The 20,351-nt window shown below is 38.0% G+C and carries 18 protein-coding genes and 1 pseudogene; 1 reads left to right on the plus strand and 18 read right to left on the minus strand.

Annotated elements, in window-relative coordinates; genetic code table 11:
* Positions 1 to 107 precede the first annotated feature (107 nt).
* Both LV92_RS14870 and LV92_RS14875 read right to left on the minus strand, forming a co-directional pair.
* Positions 108 to 1,619 (minus strand): TolB family protein, encoded by a 1,512-nt coding sequence (locus LV92_RS14870; RefSeq protein ID WP_111624415.1) that lies wholly within the window; start codon positions 1,617 to 1,619, stop codon positions 108 to 110.
* Positions 1,620 to 2,357: 738 nt separating this feature from the next.
* Entirely contained in the window at positions 2,358 to 2,534 is a 177-nt protein-coding gene (locus tag LV92_RS14875) for an N-acetylmuramoyl-L-alanine amidase (protein WP_111624416.1), read from the minus strand.
* A 480-nt stretch (positions 2,535 to 3,014) separates the two neighbouring features.
* On the opposite strand from LV92_RS14875, the gene LV92_RS14880 reads away from it, so the two are divergent.
* Positions 3,015 to 4,271 carry a tyrosine-type recombinase/integrase gene (locus tag LV92_RS14880; RefSeq protein WP_103440860.1) on the plus strand — a complete coding sequence of 419 codons (1,257 nt, stop codon included), beginning with the start codon at positions 3,015 to 3,017 and terminating at the stop codon, positions 4,269 to 4,271.
* Between the two features lie 219 nt (positions 4,272 to 4,490).
* On the opposite strand, the gene LV92_RS14885 is transcribed toward LV92_RS14880, so the two are convergent.
* The 16 genes and pseudogenes from LV92_RS14885 to LV92_RS14960 form a co-directional block, all read right to left on the minus strand.
* Positions 4,491 to 4,709, minus strand: a complete 219-nt coding sequence (locus LV92_RS14885) for a heavy-metal-associated domain-containing protein (protein ID WP_103440861.1) — start codon at positions 4,707 to 4,709, stop codon at positions 4,491 to 4,493.
* Positions 4,710 to 4,732: 23 nt separating this feature from the next.
* A complete protein-coding gene (locus tag LV92_RS14890) occupies positions 4,733 to 6,991 on the minus strand; it encodes a heavy metal translocating P-type ATPase (RefSeq protein ID WP_111624417.1) in 2,259 nt (752 codons plus the stop codon).
* 111 nt (positions 6,992 to 7,102) lie between these two features.
* Positions 7,103 to 7,896 (minus strand): annotated as a pseudogene (locus LV92_RS14895) (cation transporter).
* 98 nt (positions 7,897 to 7,994) lie between these two features.
* The gene (locus tag LV92_RS14900; RefSeq protein WP_111624418.1) at positions 7,995 to 8,561 is read right to left on the minus strand and encodes a helix-turn-helix domain-containing protein; all 567 of its coding nucleotides are present in this window, start codon (positions 8,559 to 8,561) and stop codon (positions 7,995 to 7,997) included.
* A gap of 359 nt (positions 8,562 to 8,920) precedes the next feature.
* Positions 8,921 to 9,538, minus strand: a complete 618-nt coding sequence (locus LV92_RS14905) for a GNAT family N-acetyltransferase (RefSeq protein WP_170126338.1) — start codon at positions 9,536 to 9,538, stop codon at positions 8,921 to 8,923.
* Positions 9,539 to 9,646: 108 nt separating this feature from the next.
* Positions 9,647 to 10,351: a PepSY domain-containing protein gene (locus LV92_RS14910; protein WP_111624531.1), complete on the minus strand. Its 705-nt coding sequence runs from the start codon at positions 10,349 to 10,351 to the stop codon at positions 9,647 to 9,649.
* 73 nt (positions 10,352 to 10,424) lie between these two features.
* Positions 10,425 to 11,015, minus strand: coding sequence for a YceI family protein (locus LV92_RS14915; RefSeq protein ID WP_111624532.1), 591 nt, complete (start codon positions 11,013 to 11,015; stop codon positions 10,425 to 10,427).
* 579 nt (positions 11,016 to 11,594) lie between these two features.
* Complete coding sequence (locus LV92_RS14920) at positions 11,595 to 12,119, minus strand: hypothetical protein (protein ID WP_111624420.1); 525 nt, start codon at positions 12,117 to 12,119, stop codon at positions 11,595 to 11,597.
* Between the two features lie 4 nt (positions 12,120 to 12,123).
* Positions 12,124 to 12,603: a heme-binding domain-containing protein gene (locus tag LV92_RS14925; protein ID WP_245946393.1), complete on the minus strand. Its 480-nt coding sequence runs from the start codon at positions 12,601 to 12,603 to the stop codon at positions 12,124 to 12,126.
* Positions 12,575 to 13,213, minus strand: coding sequence for a DUF3347 domain-containing protein (locus tag LV92_RS14930; protein ID WP_111624421.1), 639 nt, complete (start codon positions 13,211 to 13,213; stop codon positions 12,575 to 12,577). The genes LV92_RS14925 and LV92_RS14930 overlap by 29 nt, the downstream gene beginning before the upstream one ends.
* A 64-nt stretch (positions 13,214 to 13,277) precedes the next feature.
* Positions 13,278 to 13,664: a DUF302 domain-containing protein gene (locus LV92_RS14935; protein ID WP_103440864.1), complete on the minus strand. Its 387-nt coding sequence runs from the start codon at positions 13,662 to 13,664 to the stop codon at positions 13,278 to 13,280.
* A gap of 4 nt (positions 13,665 to 13,668) precedes the next feature.
* Positions 13,669 to 13,863 (minus strand): SHOCT domain-containing protein, encoded by a 195-nt coding sequence (locus tag LV92_RS14940; RefSeq protein WP_317046770.1) that lies wholly within the window; start codon positions 13,861 to 13,863, stop codon positions 13,669 to 13,671.
* Positions 13,864 to 13,871: 8 nt separating this feature from the next.
* Positions 13,872 to 15,170: an APC family permease gene (locus LV92_RS14945; protein ID WP_069858847.1), complete on the minus strand. Its 1,299-nt coding sequence runs from the start codon at positions 15,168 to 15,170 to the stop codon at positions 13,872 to 13,874.
* 2 nt (positions 15,171 to 15,172) lie between these two features.
* Positions 15,173 to 17,578: a multicopper oxidase domain-containing protein gene (locus tag LV92_RS14950; RefSeq protein WP_245946394.1), complete on the minus strand. Its 2,406-nt coding sequence runs from the start codon at positions 17,576 to 17,578 to the stop codon at positions 15,173 to 15,175.
* A gap of 379 nt (positions 17,579 to 17,957) precedes the next feature.
* Complete coding sequence (locus LV92_RS14955; protein WP_069858851.1) at positions 17,958 to 18,389, minus strand: hypothetical protein; 432 nt, start codon at positions 18,387 to 18,389, stop codon at positions 17,958 to 17,960.
* Between the two features lie 111 nt (positions 18,390 to 18,500).
* Positions 18,501 to 20,348: an efflux RND transporter periplasmic adaptor subunit gene (locus LV92_RS14960; protein ID WP_103440866.1), complete on the minus strand. Its 1,848-nt coding sequence runs from the start codon at positions 20,346 to 20,348 to the stop codon at positions 18,501 to 18,503.
* Positions 20,349 to 20,351: the final 3 nt, after the last annotated feature.

The raw sequence follows: 20,351 nt of genomic DNA on the forward strand, positions 1-20,351 counted from the left end.
AAACCCGTGCTTTCAAACAACTAACTTAACTGCACTAAAAATCATGAACATCTATATTCTGAATCAAATTTCAACTCGACTGTCTCTTATTTTTTTGACATAACCATCTATTTCTTCGAATTACTTACAAAGGCGATATGTTTGCTATCAGGCGACCATGAATTGACATTTAATGTACCCTGTCCTCCATACATATAGGCAATTACTTTTGGGGCTCCCCCTGAAACGGGCATTAAGCGCAACATAACTTGTTTGTAATTTGGATGGGAATTCAATTCAATATCCGGATTGAAGGAAATAAAGGCTAACCATTTTCCATCTGGGGAGATATGGGGGAACCAATTGTTGTACTGATCAAAAGTTAGCTGTTCCTTATTACTTCCATCAGGCTTCATCCTCCATAGTTGCATGGTACCCCCGTTCTTTGACCCATTATAATAAATGTATTTACCATCCGGGGAATATTCGCATCCATCAACATGTTCTAATTTCTTATTGTTTGTTAATTTTATCTCTAGTCCACCCTTAATCGATTTTTTGTAAATATTATAGATTTTATTACCGTCTCTTTGAGCTACATATACGACCTCTTTGTTGTTTGCCGACCAACCATGGAGGTAAGAAGGGGCCTCTGTCGTAATCGCTTTAGGTTCACCTCCTGAAAGCGGTAACACAAAAACGTTTGAACCCTTACCATCTTTATAGCTAATACCCAACATTTTACCATCAAAAGAAATACAATGGTCATTATTTATCTTGTCAGCAAATCCTGTATTTAATTTTTTCGTTTCGCCACCACTTATCGGAATAGTATACAACGACCCATCCATATTAAACAACAAATCTTTACCATCGGGCATCCAGTTAGGAGCTTCAAAGCGCCCATCCTTTTCGAGAATTACCTTACGTTTGCCATCGAAAACATTCATAGTTTCCATACGGCAGCCAATCCAACCATCTTTATAAGGGTTATAGGAATCTGCCACTGGTTGATCAATACGGACGTTCCAAACTTTTGCCGTTTCAATTTTATCAACATCATGGGAACTTATTACAACACCTGTCAAAGCCTCTTCTGGCATATATGGCAATTCTTTGGAACTGATTTCTTGCAATGGTTCTCCAGGATGCGCCGTCCGTACAATAAACAGATTTCCCTGGCGCTCTAATTGTATAATTTGTTGAAAGCGCTTTTCGGCAGCAACGTTATTTTCCGGATTACGCATTTCTGCTCCTTTACGTTCACGCCATTGACCCGTCATAAGTCCGTCTCCATGTAAAAATCCACCTGCCATCACTGCATCATCAGCCTTAGTGGCTCGTGCCATCCATCCAATTTTGCGATGAACCTCGTTATAGCCTTCGAATTCGAAATTGGCGGTCACTATAAAATCACCCTTGATTTTATTGAAGAGATAACGGTGTTCATCCCGTTGTCCCCAGATGTTATAACCTGCACCTTTTATCATATATGTCTGAGTTGCGTCATCGTAAGAAGCCGACCCAGCTAATTTTGGGTTGCCAATGTCTTTATTGTTTTGAAAAATTCCAATTGCGTTTTCTTGGGCAAACGACATCTGTAATATGCTTATACAAAAGAGTAAAAATTTAAAGTTCATATTTTACATTGTTTATAAACACAATTGGAACAATTCATTATACACCAATATTATAATTTAGGTCAGTTACATAGTATACATGAACTGTCATTTAAAAGGCTATTCTTTTTTAACAATACAATGCTATTAAGTTTCAGATAAAGGTTGAGGGGCGTATGATTATTATAAAAGGTGATATGATTTTTACTAAAAAATTCACACCTTATCCATCTGTAGCATATCCGAAAGAATACCCGTATTTGCTTATGGACCTACTAAGTACATTTTGAAACCAACCAAAAAAATTCAATTTGTTGGAAAACATATTATACATACATTTCACAGTCGCTTGGTCCTGAAGAAAAGGGAAATAGGAAATGGCACTTGGAGAGTATTTTACAGAAACATAGTTTTAGCTATCTTCAATGAAAAAAAAAGTGTTAAGCCAGTTTCAATTAGGTAAAGTCATATTTTGGAGTAAACAATGTCACTAAACCAATATATTCCTTAAATCAAGGCTAGGTTACGACACAGATATGCAGTGATATTTAAAAGTCATTCAAAGTTACTTTGAATAAATTGCTACCTTATTCCAATGTTCTCAAAAAAGCAATCATAGACCCAATTCAAATTATATCTCGGAAAAATATTCAGGGGTCAACCATACCTTCCATTCTTCATGGTGACTTGGAATTATAATTCTTTCCTATTCCAATTATTGAAGCATTATTTTAAACATTCTTTACCCTTATATTCTTATCAAGAGTTAATTATTGAATTCAAAATAACCAATGCATATGCTCTTATGCTCGAGACCTTAATAGAATGCTCCGCTTCCTCCCTATTAGACAAAAACCCCACCTCCAATAATATCACTGGACAAACGTATTGGGTTTCTCTAAGCACCTGAAAATTAGCATATTTCATTCCCCTCATTTATATAGTATCGGCAACCACGAACATTGTATGTCTAAAATTTATGACCCCCTGCTTTTTGATTTTCAAAACCAAATATATTTCCATTAAGAATATTGATAAAAAATTGATTATAAGTTGATTATAATGAATGTAATAGTCTAGAGTACAATTCAGTTTCGACAAAATAGAAGAAAAGTGAGCCTAAAGTGAGCGTTTTTAGCAATTTTCAAGGCCAACAAAAAAGGCTTCCAATTTCTTGGAAGCCTTGTCTTTGTTACTGTGGGCCCTACTGGGTTCGAACCAGTGACCCCCTGCTTGTAAGTCTATAAGATAGGACATCAAAACATGTTATATGCCTATCTTATGTACTTGAATATCAACAATTTAAATCATTTTGACTTATTTTGTAGTCATTTGTAGCCTTTTGATATCAAGGAAAAGTGAGCGTAAAGTGAGCGTTTTTATTTCTTACCTTTTACTTATAATATCCAAGAATCAATGGCCAAGGTAAGTCTGATACTCGACACAAGGAAGAAATCCAAAAGTAGGATTACCGGCCTATATCCCATAGTCCTCAGGGTCTTCCATATAAAGAATCGACTGCTTGGCATTGGCCATTACACCTCCCCTGCAGGATGGGACTCAAAAAACCATCTTCTGCGCAAATCCGCAGCAGTGAACAATAGTTCGGATTGCCAAAAGATAAACGCTGAACTTGGCGATAAGTTCCATTGGGCCAAACAAGTGGTATACGAGCTCGGCGATAGTATCGACCGGATGGACGTAGACCTCCTTCTGGGCCATATCAAGGGCAGATGGGATACCGAACTGGATTTTGAGATAAAAAAGAAGGTGGAAAATAATATTTCATTATCCCAATGGGGAAGTGTGTTGATAAAAAGAAAACGGGCAGCGAACATTCCGGGCACGGCACAGTGGTACCAAAGTGGCTTGGATGCCATGACTAAATTTAACAATGGAAAGGATATATTTCTCTACGATATTTCCGTGACATTTCTCAAGGACTTCGAGGCCCAACAACTGAGCAAGGGAAATTCCAAGAACACGATAGGGATGTACATCAGGGCGATTAGGTCCATATACAATAGTGCCATTAAAGAGGACCAATTTGTTCCGATCAAAAATCCGTTCGATCATTATAGGACGCCATCAATGGCGAGGACCAAAAAGAAGGCCGTGGCAAAAGTCAAGATTATGGATATAAAGGAATTGGAATATGAGCACGAAAGCCCTCTTTGGCATGCAAAGAACTATGCCCTGATCATGTTCTACTGCAGGGGAATGAACTTTATAGATCTTGTAAAGCTTAAAGTGCAGAATATCAAGGACGGCCGACTTCAATATGGCAGGAGCAAAACGGGTGACCCATTCTCCGTCAGGATTACCGAAAGTCTGGGGAACACCCTGGAGTTCTACCTTAAGGGGAAACAACCAGAGGATTATTTGTTTCCCACGAACTATGACGGAAGCACCAAACATTTTCAAAAGTACAAATCGCAAAGGAGGAGAATGAACGAACGTCTTAAGATCATTGCGAAAGATGCGGGGATAGAAGGAGAATTCACGACCTACTACATCCGCCATTCCTGGGCCACGATAGCCAAATTTATGGGCATATCTACAGAAATAATCAGTGAAGGTTTAGGTCATAGTTCCTTAAGAACTACCGAAATCTATTTGAAAAGTTTTACCAACTCTGTTTTGGATGAGGCCAATGAGCTTGTTGTTTCTTAGACTCCTTCTTTATTTTCGTTTAAATATCCGAATGATATCATCCAAAACTTCACCATAGAGAATTTTCAATAACTTATTAAACTCTTTAAAACTTCTAAATAGTACTCCTTCACCCCTCACGATATTTAAATATTACATTCAAAATGGCCAATACTAAGCTCCAAATTTATTATGGTTTTTGAATGCTCTGTTTTCTCCCAATTGACCAAAAAAATGCCACTAATTCGAACTTACACTTTCTGCCTTGAACCCAATTTTTTGCAACGTAGTTTTTACATCTTCTTCTGAAGCACCAGCGCTTTTTATGGTTAAAATTTTGTCAGGATTATCGGTATCCACTTCCCAACTTTCTATACCTTCTTGCTTGTTTAAAAATGGGGTTACTTTTGATACACAACCACCACAATTAATATTTGTTTTAAATTTTAAAGTTTTCATAGTATTTGAATTTATAATTAATATTAAAGTTTTACTCGTTTAAGTCTTAAGCTATTTAGAACTACAGATACGCTACTGAAAGCCATGGCCATTCCTGCAATCATTGGGTCCAATAAAAATCCATTTACAGGATACAAAACGCCTGCTGCAATAGGAATACCAATGAGATTATAAATGAATGCCCAAAACAGGTTCTGACGTATCCCCAATACAGTCCTCTTTGATAGTTCCAACGCTTTTGGGATGGATTGTAAATCTGACGTTATCAATGTCATTTTCGCGACGTCCATCGCTATGTCCGAACCTTTACCCATAGCAATACTAACATTGGCCTGTGCCAAAGCGTGGGAATCGTTGATGCCATCACCTACCATAGCTACTATCTTTCCTTCCGCTTGTAATTTCTCAACAAAAGCTGCTTTCTCTGAAGGCATTACTTCGCCTTGGTAATTTGTTACTCCTACTTGTTTTGCGACAGCAGATGCGGTTTTATTATTATCTCCGGTAAGCATATATACCTCGATACCTCTTTCTTGAAGTGTTGCTATGGCCAATTTTGAGGTTTCCTTTATTTTGTCGGCAATGGCGAGTATCGCCAGTACTTGTTTTTCATTCCCAAAGAATATAACCGTTTTCGCTTGCTCTTCGAGACTTTCTGCTGTTTGCATTAAGGAAGGGTCGATCCGGATATTTTTTTCAAGCATTAATTTATGGTTTCCAACATAGTATTGTGAACCATTTTCTGTTTGAGCTTTCACACCTTGTCCCGTGATACTTTCAAAAGAAGCAATTTCAGCTTGTTCAATATCTTCCTCCTTTAAGTGGTTGACTACTGCTTCCGCCAAAGGATGTTCTGATTGCGCTTCAATGGCTAAAAGAATTTGCTTGTAGTCATTATTATTTTCAAGTTTAACATTCCAAAGTATATCAGTTACTAATGGTTTTCCTGCTGTAATTGTACCTGTTTTATCAAGAATGACCGCATTTACTTTATGACCGAGTTCTAAACTTTCGGCATCTTTTATTAGGATATTGTTCTCGGCTCCTTTACCGATACCTACCATTATCGCGGTAGGTGTTGCCAATCCCAATGCACAGGGACAGGCTATAACCAATACCGCTACTGAGGTTAATAAGGCTTGTGAAAATGCATTTTCGCCACCTACTGACATCCATACAATGAACGTAATGATAGAAATACCCAAAACGATTGGAACAAATATTCCAGCAATTTTATCTACAAGTTTTTGAACGGGAGCCTTGCTACCTTGTGCCTCTTGAACCATTTTTATGATTTGGGACAGTAAGGTTTCCCTACCTACTTTTTCAGCGGTAAATTGAAAGCTCCCTTTTTGGTTTACCGTACCAGCGAAGACTTTTTCATCCTTTGTTTTTTCTACTGGAAGAGGTTCTCCCGTAATCATACTTTCATCTACATACGAGCTTCCTTTGGAAACTTCTCCATCTACAGGTATCTTTTCTCCCGGACGTACCAAAATGGTCTGACCCACTTGCACAGCGGAAATAGGAATTTCCTTTTCTTCCCCATTCTCAATAATTTTGAGGGTTTTCGGTTGCAGACCCATCAGCTTTTTAATAGCAGAAGACGTGTTGGATTTAGCCTTTTCTTCCAATAGTTTCCCCAATGAAATAAAGGTTATAATTACCGTAGCCGCCTCAAAATAAACGTGAGGCTCGATACCGCGACTCAACCAAAATTCAGGGAAAAAAGTATTAAATACACTAAAGAGGAAAGCGATTCCTGTACTCAAGCCTACCAATGTATCCATATTCGCCTTACCGTGTTTGGCTTGCTTGAAAGCATTGATGAAAAAGCTGCGACCGAACCAAAAGAGGACAGGAAAAGTTAATACCAAGGATATCCATTTCCCAGGTTCCCATTGCATAAAAAACATTCCTAATACAAAAATGGGAAGTGTAAGAATCGCCGACCAGATAGTACGCTCTTTAATATCTTGGTAGTGCTTCTGCTGAAGTTCTTGTTGCACTTCTGAAGGATCTTCTGCATCAATAATGATATCATAACCAACTTCGCGAAGCGCATCTTGAAGTTGATTAGGGCTCAACTCTTGATCATACTCCACAAGAACAGAACTATTGGCAAAGTTGACACTGGCATCAAAAACGCCTTCTGTGTGTTTTAATACAGATTCAACACTCGCTGCACAAGACGCACAGGTCATACCTGTAACTGGGAATGATTCTTTTATTCCCTGTTTATTGCTTTTTTCTTTGGTTTCCAATATGTTAACTGTCTCCATAATCCCATTCTTATTTGTACACTTCAAATTTCGGAATTAAAGGACTTTAATGTATTACGTTATTTACTGAAAAATTTGTAGAATTAGCTGATTATGGAAACTAACGACACTTTAATTGCTCAATTTTAATATTCTAAAAGCACCTTGGATAACTAAAACAAAGACAATTGTTCCTACAATCAAATCAGGTTTTCCTGAATTTAACCAATTCACTAAAAGTCCTGCTGTTATCACGCCTAAATTTATAATCACATCATTTGAAGTGAAAATCATGCTTGCTTTCATATGCACTTCTTCTTTGCTTTTTGACTTTTGCAATAAATACAAACAAATTCCGTTTGCGATTAAAGCGAAAATTGAAACAACAATCATTGTCGCAAAATCTGGAAGTCTTTCGTTTCCCAAAAATCGTCTTAAAATCTCTATAAATCCAATAACTGCAAGTGTGATTTGAAAATATCCTGCAATTTTTGCAATTCGCTTCTTTTTGATTAAAGTTCCGCCAACTGCAAAAAGACTAATTCCATAAACAAAACTGTCTGCTAACATATCCAAACTGTCCGCAACAAGTCCCATTGATTTTGAAATCAAGCCCGTTGTCATTTCAATAACAAAAAAAGCAAAGTTAATTCCAAGAACAGTCCAAAGTAATTTTCGTTGGTTAGTATGTTCTTCAAAATCGGTTTGCTCAGTTTTTTCAGTTGAGATTTTTTTCCGCCTAAATTAAGTTCGTTTATTGACTTTTCAATTTGGTAAATTTCTCCGTTGTGAAAAACAGTCAATTTTCGATTGGGAATATCAAAATCTAAATTCGCAATACTTGAAATTTCGTCCAATTTCATCCGGATTAGGTTTTCCTCTGAGGGACAATCCAACTTTGAGATTTCAAATATTGTTTTTTGCATTACAGATTGTTTTTAAGAATTTTCTGAAATATCATAATTTCAATTGGCCAATTAAAATACCATTTTAGAACTATATCCAAATATCACATTATTTTACTCTAAATCCCATCCAAGAATTTACGGTTCTTGTTCGTGCTTATTTTAAATTGTGAAGGTGTCATACCTGTTATCTTTTTAAACTGATTGCTCAAATAGGCAACGCTACTATAGTGTAGTTTAAAGGCTATCTGACTCAAAGTCAGTTCGTCATAAACAATGAGTTCTTTTACACGTTCAATTTTCTGGTTGATGATATATTGTTCAAACGTGATGCTTTCAACGGATGAGAAAAGAGAACTCAAGTATTTATAATCAAGGTGCAGGATTTCACTTATATGGTCTGCCCATTTAATATCCAATTCGTTCGCAGAATGATGGATCTTATCTATAACCAATGTTTTCATTTGTTCAATAAGTTGACTTTTACGATCGTCGATCAAATTAAAACCCCAATTTTGAAGGGCCTTAGATAAATCGCTTTTAGTTTTGGTATCTAAAGAGGAAAGTAATTTCACCTCCCCTAAATTGATAGAAACATACGGTATCTCAAGTTGTTCCAAAATATTGGATACTGCAGAGATACATCTTGGACAGACCATATTTTTTATGTGGATGATGTTGCTCATATAATTCCAGTTTCAAATTGTATAGTACGCCACGCGATTATCTAATTGCATTGATAATAACCAATATTGCCGCTAAAAGAAATAACAACACTATCGCCAGTATTCCGTATATTTTATCTCGTTTGGAAATACTTCCTTTTAGTCGTTTCTCTTGATTTTTTCTTTTACTTCTTCTATTTTGACTCATCATCCAACTTAATTAATAGCTAAAAAATTACCCCATACCAATTTTAGATTTGTTGATATGGTCTTTCCTAACAAAAATGAATCCTCCCTGTTGTCCCACTAATATTATTAAAGCTATGTGGACACTAATCCTTCTTTAAACCCATATAATTCAAGCTGTTACTTGGTGCCAATTATCCGATTTGTGTTGTTCCATAATCTTTCAATTTAAAATGCCAGTGATATTTTTTAAAAAGTCCAACATATAGAAACAATTGCTTGTGCCATATGGACAACTTTCTGTTGGACTTAAGTGACGGTTTATTTAAATACCCGGTTATGCAATAAATTTCTTTGACTCCCGTTTTTTCTAATGTCTTGTATAAATGGTAGCGCAGAAAGGGCGCTAGGTTCTTGCCTCTGTGCTCTTCAAGAGTATATAGATTGTATATATATGCTTGGTCATTATTTAGTTTAATGGTCCGCTCTTTATATATGAAATTCTGGGTTTTGGCGAACACCATAGACACAATTTTATTCTTATGCTTTAAGCCTAGGCACAAATGCCCTTCCTGTATATCATTCTCTAATTTTCCTGGGGCTATTCCCAGTACTTTATTCATGAGGCCTATTTCATCAATTGTTAATTGCACCACCCTATAGGGTGCAGGATTATCTTTTATCTTTGGTTCAGTGACATGGATAAATTCTTCCTTATCCCAATAATAAGGATAGATATTCAGACCAAATCGGGTTAAAAAGTTACTTAAAGTAAAAAAGAATAGCCCGTTTCGAATTTTATTTGGAATCATTAATAACTTATAATATATACTTCGCTCCATTTCCAGAATTATATTTGTCTATTTCGTTGTGATCCATCGAGTTGTGATTTCCATCCCAATGTATATTGTAGTTAATAATTATGTTTTTTCTCCAATTTTTCGCATTGTTGGCGAGGATATGTACCATAAGGTAAATCCGCTTACTACGGTAATCAATCCCAATAGAGAAAACGCCCTTAGTACAAAGGTGTTAAAGTCATCCCTTCCTTCGTAATCCATGGTATGTGTCATCCACAGAAAATCGAACCAACGCCACTTGCGGTGTCGTACCGCTTGGAACTCCCCATTTTCAATTGCTACATAGGCCTTGAGATTTTGAGGGGTTTCATAGGAAATCTCATAAGCTGGCAAGGGGCGACCGCGGTATTCGTGGTGCTTATCCACTTCTTCTATACGTTTGATTCCTGACACTTTTAATTCAGGTTGCATATACCGGTTAGCTACTTGTTGGGCTTCTTGTTGGGTAGTTTCATTTTTTTTGTTCCCTGTTCGGGCATTGTACAGGGTTGTTCCATTAATCCAATAATAGGGACTGCCTGCAATTTCAAGTAATTCCATAGATCGAACTGGTTGTTCAATCTCTAATTGTGTTGTGCCCAATAAATCGGAAAAAGCGGTTTGTTCCAGAATTTCCTTTTTGAAATGGTCGCCGTGTATCTCATCAATATCCGTCCAGCTAAAATACATGCCACTAATCGTCCATATTAGGAACTGGATACCCAAAAAAAGACCTAAATACCGGTGTGCTTTTCTGATTTTTATTGCTGTTTGTCTTGTTACCATTACTATTGGATTACTGAAAAAGGAAATTATACGTTGGATATCATCTTTGGTAGGGTCATATTTTTTTTGAATTTTATTTCTCTTTAAGCACTGCAACAACACTTAAATCATGCTTATCATTAACTTTTATAAATGCCAAACTTGGGCGTTCCAAACCGTAATCGGTAATCAACAGCGACCATGTTGCGTTCAGTTGTATGCCTTTTGACACGGGATTCAGATCTAGTGGAACCGTTATTTGTCGGGTGGATCCCGCAAGGGTAAAATCTCCTTTTACCTTGACCGTTTGCTTGGCCTTTTTATCAAAATCAAAGTCATCGATTAGTTTTCCTTCAAAGACAACATCGGGATATTTTTGCAATTTAAGTAACTCGTACATATGTTCATCACGTTTATCCTTACCTGTCTTTATGGATTTAACTGGTAACCTAAAAGCTACTTCTCCAGTTACAAAATTAATGGTTCCGTTTAACCGGTCTGACTCGCCAGTATATGAATTAAATGACATTTTTGCCTTGAAATTCGCAATTCCTTCCTTGGTGGTATATACTTGTGCAGACGACGCATTACTGCTAAGAATCAGTAACAAGGTCGATAATAAAACAATCAAGTTTCTGGATAGACATAAATCCCTATCACTTTCCACTGTAATAAATTTATTCATACGAATTAGTTTTAGTTTCACCTTTTCTTTTGATAGTACCAGTTTTTTCTAAATAGTTTATAAAGCCATGGAGAATAAAAGGCACAACTAATAGCCAGAGCTACCAGAATCGGGGCTTATAAGCAGCAAGGAAAATAAAATCGGTATTTTCATGTTTAATTATTTATAATACAGGTTATTAATTATTTGTAAAATAAGCGCACCTATGAAAATAGCGCCTATTATGATGTAAATTGCATAGTTCAACCAAATTTTCCAACCTCGTTTTTTCGACTTTGGAGGTCTATTTTTACAACAATCTTTCATCTGTTGATATCTATTTATTTTTGTAAGTCAGACCTGCCAGACTATTTCTTTCAGTCGGGTGTAATGCGCCATTGAACATATCTATTGGTATCTAAAATTGTAATGGCTCATTTCATAACAACTCATTTAGTTTATTGTGCCTGTCAAGGGAAGGGCATTAAACACTAATAACTAACTAAATATTCCCTTCCCATAACAGGACTTTTTCTTAAACAATAAAGATCTGTACTTTGGCGGGAAACACTTCCCGATCACTCCCAGATTTTTATCTTATTATTCTTTTACCATTTGCTTGCTTATCGAATAAATCAGCCATGGCAATATCATAAACTGTAGAACGGGCGAAACACCTACCTCCATTACTGGCAGTAATGGCATCGTATCGGTATACGACCAATCGCCCCGCATGGTATGAAAGACTTCCGCAAGTATTGAACCCGAAAAGCCAACAAAGACCAAAAGCAACACTTTGTTCAAATCCATACTATTTATCCAATACACATTTTTATAAATCAATCCAAACGAGAAGAGCAATATGAGTACCATCAACATATCTGCTATGGATGCCAACATACAGAATGAAATATGCTGCCAATCGTATTTAAATCCTTTGTATAATGGACCTTGTGCGAATTCCCAAATAAAATTCAAAATAAACGCCAATAAAGACACCGTAATTATGGACTTTCTATAATTTAGCTTGTTCCCAACTTGATTGACAAAATGGTAATAGAAGAGAATTACCAAAACCAATGCTATGGTCGGTACGACGTAAATGCTGAGACTTAATTCTTTCATTTTGTTATAAGTCTTTTTTAACCTGTGTCAAATATTTTATAATTTCCTTTTTATCCTCTTCTGAGAGTTTTGCATCCCCATGTACAATGGTGTAGGAAAAAAGCGGCATTTCATCGTCTTCTATTTGGCTGATAATGGACTTCAATTTGCTATTTTTCCTCCGTGCTGAATAGTTTCCCCATTCGTTAAAATTAAGTTCTTCCTTACCTTGTACTACATGGTCTTCCAAAATCCAAGCGATCGGCTGGATCTTATTGTACCACGGATATTCCGTATTGTTACTGTGGCAATCATAACAACTTACTTGTAACTTGTTTTGAATCGTTTTAGGTACCGAATTGATTACCATAAAGTCAGTTTCAGGTACAATTTCGCTCAGATTGGGTTTGGTGGGCACAAACTGGATACCCACCAAAACTACCAGCAAAATTGATCCTATGATCGTAACTACCTTCTCAGTTAATTTGCTTTTGCACACTGCCACAAGTCATCATTTTACTACCATAGTAGGGGTTCTTGATTTCTTTCGTGGCACTTAACCATTGTGCCCCCTTATTATTGTTGTACATAGGGCAAAAATCCTGATACAAGGTTTTTTCCGTTCCTGTAATAGCTATCAGATCTATTAAATCTATACTCAAAACATCAAAGTGCTCACGTTGATGTTCGATTGGGCTCTCGGCGATATGTTCTGCATGTTCTTTGCCATCTTCGATGATGTCCTTTAATTCTTCCTGTTGTTCGGAAGCATAAGAACTAATATCAAAATTGTTAAAAGCCATAACCATTTTTCCACCCGCTTTCGATGCAGCATTCTGGTTATCCTCCACCAAAGCATCTTTAAGTTCCAAATAATTAGCCACCAACATATCCGATTTTGATGACTTTTGCCCGTCACCCATCATGCTTTTTGACTCCAGGGATCCATCATGGGGCATGTCCATACCTTCATCATGATGGTTTTCGCCACTTCCCATTTCTGAATGGTGCCCATCTGTAGTACTGTGTTCTTTTTTTGCGTCTTTACATGAAGTAGCCATAAGGGTTACGAATGCAATCGCCATTATACTTGTAGTCACTTTTAATTTTCCCATAATACCTGATTTTAGATTTAGATTTATTTATATAATTTTTTTACATAATTTAAAGATTGGCCTCTTAAAGTTTTTCAATTACATTTTCAAGCTTAGCTGTTATTTCATCGGCAATTTCCATCAATTGTTTGTTATCGACAGCCTGCATCGATGCCATTGGATTTACTGCCGCAACTTCAACAACCCCTTTTGAAATTTCCTGTACGATCACATTGCAAGGTAACATGGTGCCAATCTTGTCTTCGGCCTCCAAAGCTTGATGGGCATAGGGCGGATTACAGGCACCAAGGATTCGATATTTTTTGAAGTCTACATCGAGTTTCTTTTTCAGTGTTTCTTTGACATCGATTTCGGTCAGAATACCAAAACCTTCTTTTTTCAGCTCTTCCGTAACCTTGTCGATTACTTTTTCAAAATCTTCGTTAATAGTCTTGTTGAAATAATATTTCATTGTTTTAATTTTTAGAATTCAACATTCGTTTTTGTTCTTCATATTCTTCTTTGGATATCTGGCCTTTAGCGAAACGTTCGTCCAGAATATCCATAGGTTTCTGTTTTCTTTTTAGCGTGTTCCCGTTCTTCCCAACATACATCCATATGCCTAGAACCAAAACAACTAAAACAATTACCCACCCGTACATCATCATCATTTGAAATTTTAAATGTTATCCGTTTTTTTTAAAAACCATTTTTCCCCAGTAAAAACGAGTACCGTAAGTACCGCCGCTACAACGACCACCAACAGATCACTTGATACTTTAATCCATAAAAAAGCTCCCAGAACGATAAGGTCAAGGATAATGGCGGTTACAATAATGGCTGCATTCGCCTTTATTTCCTTTCGAAGGTTTCTCAAAATGCCCCAATGGATTCCAATATCCATGACCAAATAGAGAATAGCACCTAAAGATGCAATCCTTGTCAAATCGAACAGAACGGTCAATGCGATTGCCGAGACTACAGTATATACCAGCATATGCTTCTGTATGCCTCCAGGCATTCCAAAATGCCTATGGGGTATCAAATCCATATCCGTTAGCATGGCAGTCATTCTTGAAACGGCAAAAACACTGGCTATAACTCCCGAAATTGTGGCAACAATGGCAATACCTACCGTAAACCAAAGACCGTATTTACCAAAGGCAGGTCTAGATGCCTCCGCCAAGGAATAGTCCTTGGCCCGTATGATTTCCTCAATCGAAAGATTAGAGGAAACCGCAAAAGCGACCAAAAGATAGATAATGGTACAAATGGCCAATGAAATAATAATGGCCCTACCGACATTCTTGTTAGGATTAACGATTTCCCCACCGCTGTTGGTTATAGTAGTAAAACCTTTGTAGGCTAAAATGGACAATGCCAAAGCCCCTAGGTAACTGGAGACCGGATATTCGGACAAACTGCTGGATGGGACTACTTCCGAAAAGGAGAATCCTGCGGCCCATAGACCGCCTATCGCAAAAATGGAAATACCACCTATTTTCAGGATGGCCATTACCAACGAAGATTTCCCGATAACATTATTTCCCGAAATATTGATCAAGAACGCCGTAATCAAAAGTATGACCCCCAAAACAGGAACCCAGACACTATTATCGCTAACATCGAACAGTTGCAAGGTGTACGAGCCGAAAGTACGGGCGACAAGACTCTCGTTGATGACCATGGAAAAAGCCATCAGTAAAGCCCCCGAAGCTGTAAGTGCACCTTTGCCATAAATCTTTTTAAGATAGGTGGCAATTCCCCCGGCAGAGGGGTATGCGTTTGACATCTTAACATACGAATAGGCACTAAAGCCAGAGATAATCGCACCAACTAAAAATGCAATCGGAAACCACTGGCCAGATAATTCGGCTACCTGACCTAATAATGCAAAGATACCGGCACCGATCATTACTCCCGTACCAAGAGATACGGCACCTGTTAAACTGAGACTATTTTTTTTGTACTGTGACATATTTAAAATCTGGCTAATAGTCCACCACCCCAACCATATCGATTATTGTAGTTTCCTTGGATTGAAAAATTGCGGGAAAGAATGTATGCTACCCCTACCAACCATTGGGTTTCACTTTCAAAGGATTTATTATTCTCTATATCATTTACCCACCCAAAGTCTGCTCTATACTCGTATTCACCTTCCAGAAAAACTCTAGGAAAAATCAATAATTCTCTGTCCAAACGTATTCTTGGGCGCAGTTGATGATCCATACTCACATCTACATTAAATCTATAAGGCATAAAATATTTAACACCAACCAATCCTACTGTATTAAATGTGTCGTAAGAATCCGGAGAAGAAGTTTCGGTATTTACTCCTGCATACACACGGACCCAATCATTCAGGTATCTATTATAATTCACTTCTATTTCGGTGTTTTGGTTGTAGTCAAATTCGGCACGTAGGCCAAATTCATTTCGAATATTACTCGATATTAAATTGAGCTCATTAAAATTTGAACCTAGACGTGCTCTTCCCCAAGAATAATAATGGTCTGTTTCATCAATAAGTTTCTGAACAGGATAATCCTTCATTCTTTCATCCCTTGGCGTATCATAACTGAAAACCCTTGCCATACCTCCCATCATATGATACAGTATGTGGCAATGAAAAAACCAATCGCCATACTCTTCGTTATAGAACTCTATGACCACTTTCTGCATTGGCGGTACGTTTATTGTATGCTTTAATGGGGAACGTTCGCCATTTTCGTTGATGACCCTAAAATAATGACCGTGCAGGTGCATCGGGTGGTGCATCATCGTAAGGTTATTGAGCGTAATCCGCGTTACTTCACCTCCCTTGATTTTTATTTTATCGGCTTCTGAAAGTGGTACACCGTTCATACTCCATACATAGCGCTGCATATTTCCCGTTAGGTTCAACAGTATGTCGTTTGTCGGCAAATCCGCATTGTAGGTGGTATTTTCCTTGGCCTTTAAAAAGTCGTAGTTGAAATAAGTTTTACGAGTGTCGTAATTAAATGAGGAAGCATCCTGCTGCATCTTGGGTATATTGTGACCCATATGGCCTTTCATTTTATCCGATGTTCCGTTATGGTTCATTGGCATCGAGTCTTTTTTCATTCCCGACCTATTGTCCATATTCATATGGTCACTTTTCACAGGCTTTTTATCATCCATCTTCATTTCCATTTGATCATTCATCTTACCATTGTTCATCAACATCTTATCGTGCATCCCAATATTCATCTGACCGTCTTTCATATCCATCTTCATTCCATACTTCTGCATTAAAAATTCAGGGGTGTTTTTCTTTTTATTACCAGCCATTGCAGGTGCTCCCATTTTCATATCCATTTTTGCCATTTGCTTCATCATTTCCACTTTGTCCGGTCTGTCAATCGTTTTTGCAGGATAAAGTGTCCCTTGTCCTAAACGCAATGATGTATGCCCAGAGCCATCTTGTGCTGTTGCCTTAACTTCCAAAGTACCGTCAGGTATGGTAACGATTACATCATAGGTTTCGGCAACACCAAATAGAAATCGGCTTTTGGATACAGGTTGCACATCAATACCATCGCCGGAAACCACCATTGGGTTACCCCCTCCAAAATCCATCCAATAATAGGTAGAGGCCGAAGCATTGATAAAGCGAAGCCGCACCTTTTCCCCTGGATTGAATTCTGGATATTCTGCCAATATTTTCCCGTTGGTCAGAAATGCTGGATAATAGATATCGGCAATATCCGCTCCTTCCATACGGTCTCTCCAAAATTTAAGTTGTGCACCAAAAGCACCTTCCTTGATGACCCTGCCCAAAGGGACCGCTGTACCTTTTTTAACTTGATACCATTCGTTTCCCCTTTTTAGGTTACGCAGTACGTTCATCGGTTTTTCGTTGGTCCAGTCAGACAGTACTACAACTAAATCTTTATCATAGTCCAAGGTTTTTTCCTTGGGCTGAATCATAATGGAACCATACACACCTTTCTGTTCTTGTAGCATCGTATGGGAATGGTACCAATAGGTCCCTGACTGGTTGATAGGAATTCTGTACTGGAATGTTTCTCCAGGTTCAATAGGTGGTGTTGTCAAATACGGTACACCATCATAGAAATTTGGAAGAATCAATCCGTGCCAATGTACCGATGTTTCAACGTCCATTTTATTGGTTACGTTGATTATGGCAAGGTCACCTTCGGTAAATTTCAAGACTGGTCCGGGAATACTGCCATTGATGGTCATCCCGTAAGCAGTTATCCCTCCAAGCGTTATTTTATTGTTTTCTAAAATAAGGCTGTATTCCTTAACGGCACGTCCTTCTTCCTTTCTATCCTTACCATTGGTACCTACTTGGGCGATGCTCATAGATGTTATGAGAAACACAAATAGTATTGTCATTTTTTTAATCATAGTTAATATTTTATTTTCTCAAGTTCATATTATTCCTTGGTTAGCACATATATTGGTTTGATTGATTTTAAAGTTGTCTCATTATCCATTTCCGTAAGAAATAGAAACATATGGTTGAACATCATTGTATTTTCAATCAAACGCTATGTATTACTCTGAACGGTCCGACCGTTCTTTGAACCTACCCACGACTATTGATATTATGAACACGAGAATACCAACACCCAAAGCCCACCAGTACATTTCCATCATTTCATAGTTTGTGTTCTTTTCTAATCATTTTGAAATTAATTTCGCTATCATTTTTCTGAATTTTTCACTAAGCTGATATTCGAAAATAAATCTCAATTTGTTATGGAGACTTGTCCTAATGGTCCATTCGGCTAACTTCTTTGAACTTTAAAAAATTCTCCTCTGATCCAAAGTAGGCAACTTTGTTGTCCACGCCCATCAGTACAATGAATGCTTCTGTTTTATCGATTTTATGTTTACTAAAAGGGTCAATGCCCGTTCTGGCTTCATCATTGTTGTTCAATGTTTTAACACACATTTCGCAACAGCCATAATAAGTCTTGCCATTTACGGGAACGGGAATTTGCATTTTTCCCATGAAGGCATCATTTACCATACAGACCAACTCCTTTGGTACTTGGGAGCCTACCTGAGGATTTTTATTTATGATATCTTCAGGTTCTACAGTGGCAACCACTTGTTTAGTATCTTGTGCCGACACGTTCTTATTTTCTGATTTACAACCCATTAAGGTCAATACTAAAATTCCTGAAAGTAGTATTCGCATTGTCTTATCATTTTTTGTTTTAATTTCCAATTAATATTTCTTACTGTAGAGGGTCCTAATTCTTTTATATGTCAACTTTAAGCTATATTTTAATTTTCTAAAATGTTATTGCTACTTACTGATGATAGCTTCCGTGGTGCCACATGTCAACATTTTGTTTCCCATATAAGGATTCCTGATTTCCTCATGGATACTAAGCCAATATGCCCCTTTTTCGTTATCTGCCATTGGGCAAAATTGCTCATATACTTCCTTGTTTACACCAAACAGGCGTACACCTTTTGATAAATGTGCCGATAGATGTTTAAAGTGACCCCTTTGCTTTTCAATATCAGAGGTTTTGCCAATAGCTTCTGAAGATGACTTGATCTCCTTTGAAATGGCCATCCAGTGATTATGGGCCTCCTGGTCGGTCAATTGTTTCATATCTACCTTTTTCAATGTGGCCAACAATTTATCGGCCCCCTTTTTTGCCGCAGTGGCCTCGTCCTTTACCAAGGCGTCTTTGAGGTCCAGATAGTTGTCAAAGACTTTCTCAAGCTGCCCAACAAAGATTTTTGACACTTCCATTCTCTTTTCCATACGGCTGTGGTCAGTCTTATCGGGCATTTCAGAATGGTCCGTAGATTCATTGGATCTCATTCCACTTTCCGATTCTTTTTCTCCCCCCTTATCCATACCTCCATGATTATGCCCTGTCATGGCTGGGCCCCCTTCGGGATTCATCATGCTGGGCTTGCCGGCAAGTTGTGCAGCGGCATCTATGCTGAAGGTTCCGTTAATGGCAATTTCCTCACCTTCTTCCAGTCCTTCGTTCACTACGAAACTTTCGCCCAAAGCCGGGCCTAACGTGACGTCGCGCATCATAAAATTTACACCTTTGTCCGAAATATTCTTTATATAGACCACAGAACGCTTTCCTGTCCACATGACCGCTGTTTTGGGAATAACGATTGCATCGGACTTTAAAGGCAATTTAGCCTCAACAGTGCCGGAAACGAACATTTCGGGTTTCAGTTGTAGATTCCGATTATTCACTTCTACCCTTGCTTTTGCAACCCTGGTCATAGGATCGATCACAGGGTCCAAATACGAAATCTTTCCTTTAAAGGTTTCGCCTGGTACAGATTGTACCGTAAAACTTACCTCATCACCCTTTTTTATCCAGACCATGTCGGATTCATAAACATCGAACAATATCCAAACAGTGCTCAGGTTGGCAATCTGGTATATAGGCATGCCTTTATTGACGTAGTCCCCAAGATTGACCTTCTTTTCTGTCACATAGCCAGATATATCGGCCAGTATGTGGAGTTCTTCTTGAACTGTACCCGATTCCAGAATTTGTGTAATCTGGATATCCGAAAGCTTCCAGTTTTTAAGTTTTTCCTTTGCCGAGTTAAAAAGCATTGGCTGGGTCTCGACTATTTTTCGGGCCTCGAAAAGTTCTTCTTGGGCATTGACCAGATCTGGAGAATAAATAGAGGCGATTACCTGCCCTTTATTGACGTATTCGCCGGTAAAATTAACCATCAATTTTTCAATGCGGCCAGGAATATGGGAAGATTGGGAATAGACCAACCGTTCATCGGCCTGTACCTTTCCATTCAATCGCAATAACTTTACAGGCTTGGTCTTTCCGACAATTTCTGTACCGACATTTGCAATCTGCATTGCGGTCCGAGACATGCTGATTGCCATGGGATCCAATTCAGCATTGCTATCGTTATCCAAAGGAATCAATTCCATGCCGCAGATGGGGCAGTTACCCGGTTCGTTCTGTCTGATCTGTGGGTGCATGGAGCAGGTCCAAATGGTCTCACTGACGATTTCGCCGTCGTGTTGGTGTTCGTCCACTGTCCTGTTTTCCGAACCTCCGAAAAACAGCCATCCAAGCAATAACCCTATGATCAAGGTAATTGCAGCTATACCTATTATTTTTTTAGTTTCTGTTTTCATAGT

It is taken from the genome of Arenibacter echinorum (genome assembly GCF_003259375.1).
In the GTDB taxonomy this organism is placed as follows: Bacteria; Bacteroidota; Bacteroidia; order Flavobacteriales; family Flavobacteriaceae; genus Arenibacter; species Arenibacter echinorum.

What these genes read in the sequence shown, in the direction of transcription:
- LV92_RS14870 (WP_111624415.1), bottom strand. Translation starts at nt 1,619, where the DNA reads ATGAACTTTAAATTTTTACTCTTTTGTATAAGCATATTACAGATGTCG.
- LV92_RS14875 (WP_111624416.1), bottom strand. Translation starts at nt 2,534, where the DNA reads ATGAGGGGAATGAAATATGCTAATTTTCAGGTGCTTAGAGAAACCCAA.
- LV92_RS14880 (WP_103440860.1), top strand. Translation starts at nt 3,015, where the DNA reads ATGGCCAAGGTAAGTCTGATACTCGACACAAGGAAGAAATCCAAAAGT.
- LV92_RS14885 (WP_103440861.1), bottom strand. Translation starts at nt 4,709, where the DNA reads ATGAAAACTTTAAAATTTAAAACAAATATTAATTGTGGTGGTTGTGTA.
- LV92_RS14890 (WP_111624417.1), bottom strand. Translation starts at nt 6,991, where the DNA reads ATGGAGACAGTTAACATATTGGAAACCAAAGAAAAAAGCAATAAACAG.
- LV92_RS14900 (WP_111624418.1), bottom strand. Translation starts at nt 8,561, where the DNA reads ATGAGCAACATCATCCACATAAAAAATATGGTCTGTCCAAGATGTATC.
- LV92_RS14905 (WP_170126338.1), bottom strand. Translation starts at nt 9,538, where the DNA reads ATGATTCCAAATAAAATTCGAAACGGGCTATTCTTTTTTACTTTAAGT.
- LV92_RS14910 (WP_111624531.1), bottom strand. Translation starts at nt 10,351, where the DNA reads ATGGTAACAAGACAAACAGCAATAAAAATCAGAAAAGCACACCGGTAT.
- LV92_RS14915 (WP_111624532.1), bottom strand. Translation starts at nt 11,015, where the DNA reads ATGAATAAATTTATTACAGTGGAAAGTGATAGGGATTTATGTCTATCC.
- LV92_RS14920 (WP_111624420.1), bottom strand. Translation starts at nt 12,119, where the DNA reads ATGAAAGAATTAAGTCTCAGCATTTACGTCGTACCGACCATAGCATTG.
- LV92_RS14930 (WP_111624421.1), bottom strand. Translation starts at nt 13,213, where the DNA reads ATGGGAAAATTAAAAGTGACTACAAGTATAATGGCGATTGCATTCGTA.
- LV92_RS14935 (WP_103440864.1), bottom strand. Translation starts at nt 13,664, where the DNA reads ATGAAATATTATTTCAACAAGACTATTAACGAAGATTTTGAAAAAGTA.
- LV92_RS14940 (WP_317046770.1), bottom strand. Translation starts at nt 13,863, where the DNA reads ATGATGATGATGTACGGGTGGGTAATTGTTTTAGTTGTTTTGGTTCTA.
- LV92_RS14945 (WP_069858847.1), bottom strand. Translation starts at nt 15,170, where the DNA reads ATGTCACAGTACAAAAAAAATAGTCTCAGTTTAACAGGTGCCGTATCT.
- LV92_RS14950 (WP_245946394.1), bottom strand. Translation starts at nt 17,578, where the DNA reads ATGACAATACTATTTGTGTTTCTCATAACATCTATGAGCATCGCCCAA.
- LV92_RS14955 (WP_069858851.1), bottom strand. Translation starts at nt 18,389, where the DNA reads ATGCGAATACTACTTTCAGGAATTTTAGTATTGACCTTAATGGGTTGT.
- LV92_RS14960 (WP_103440866.1), bottom strand. Translation starts at nt 20,348, where the DNA reads ATGAAAACAGAAACTAAAAAAATAATAGGTATAGCTGCAATTACCTTG.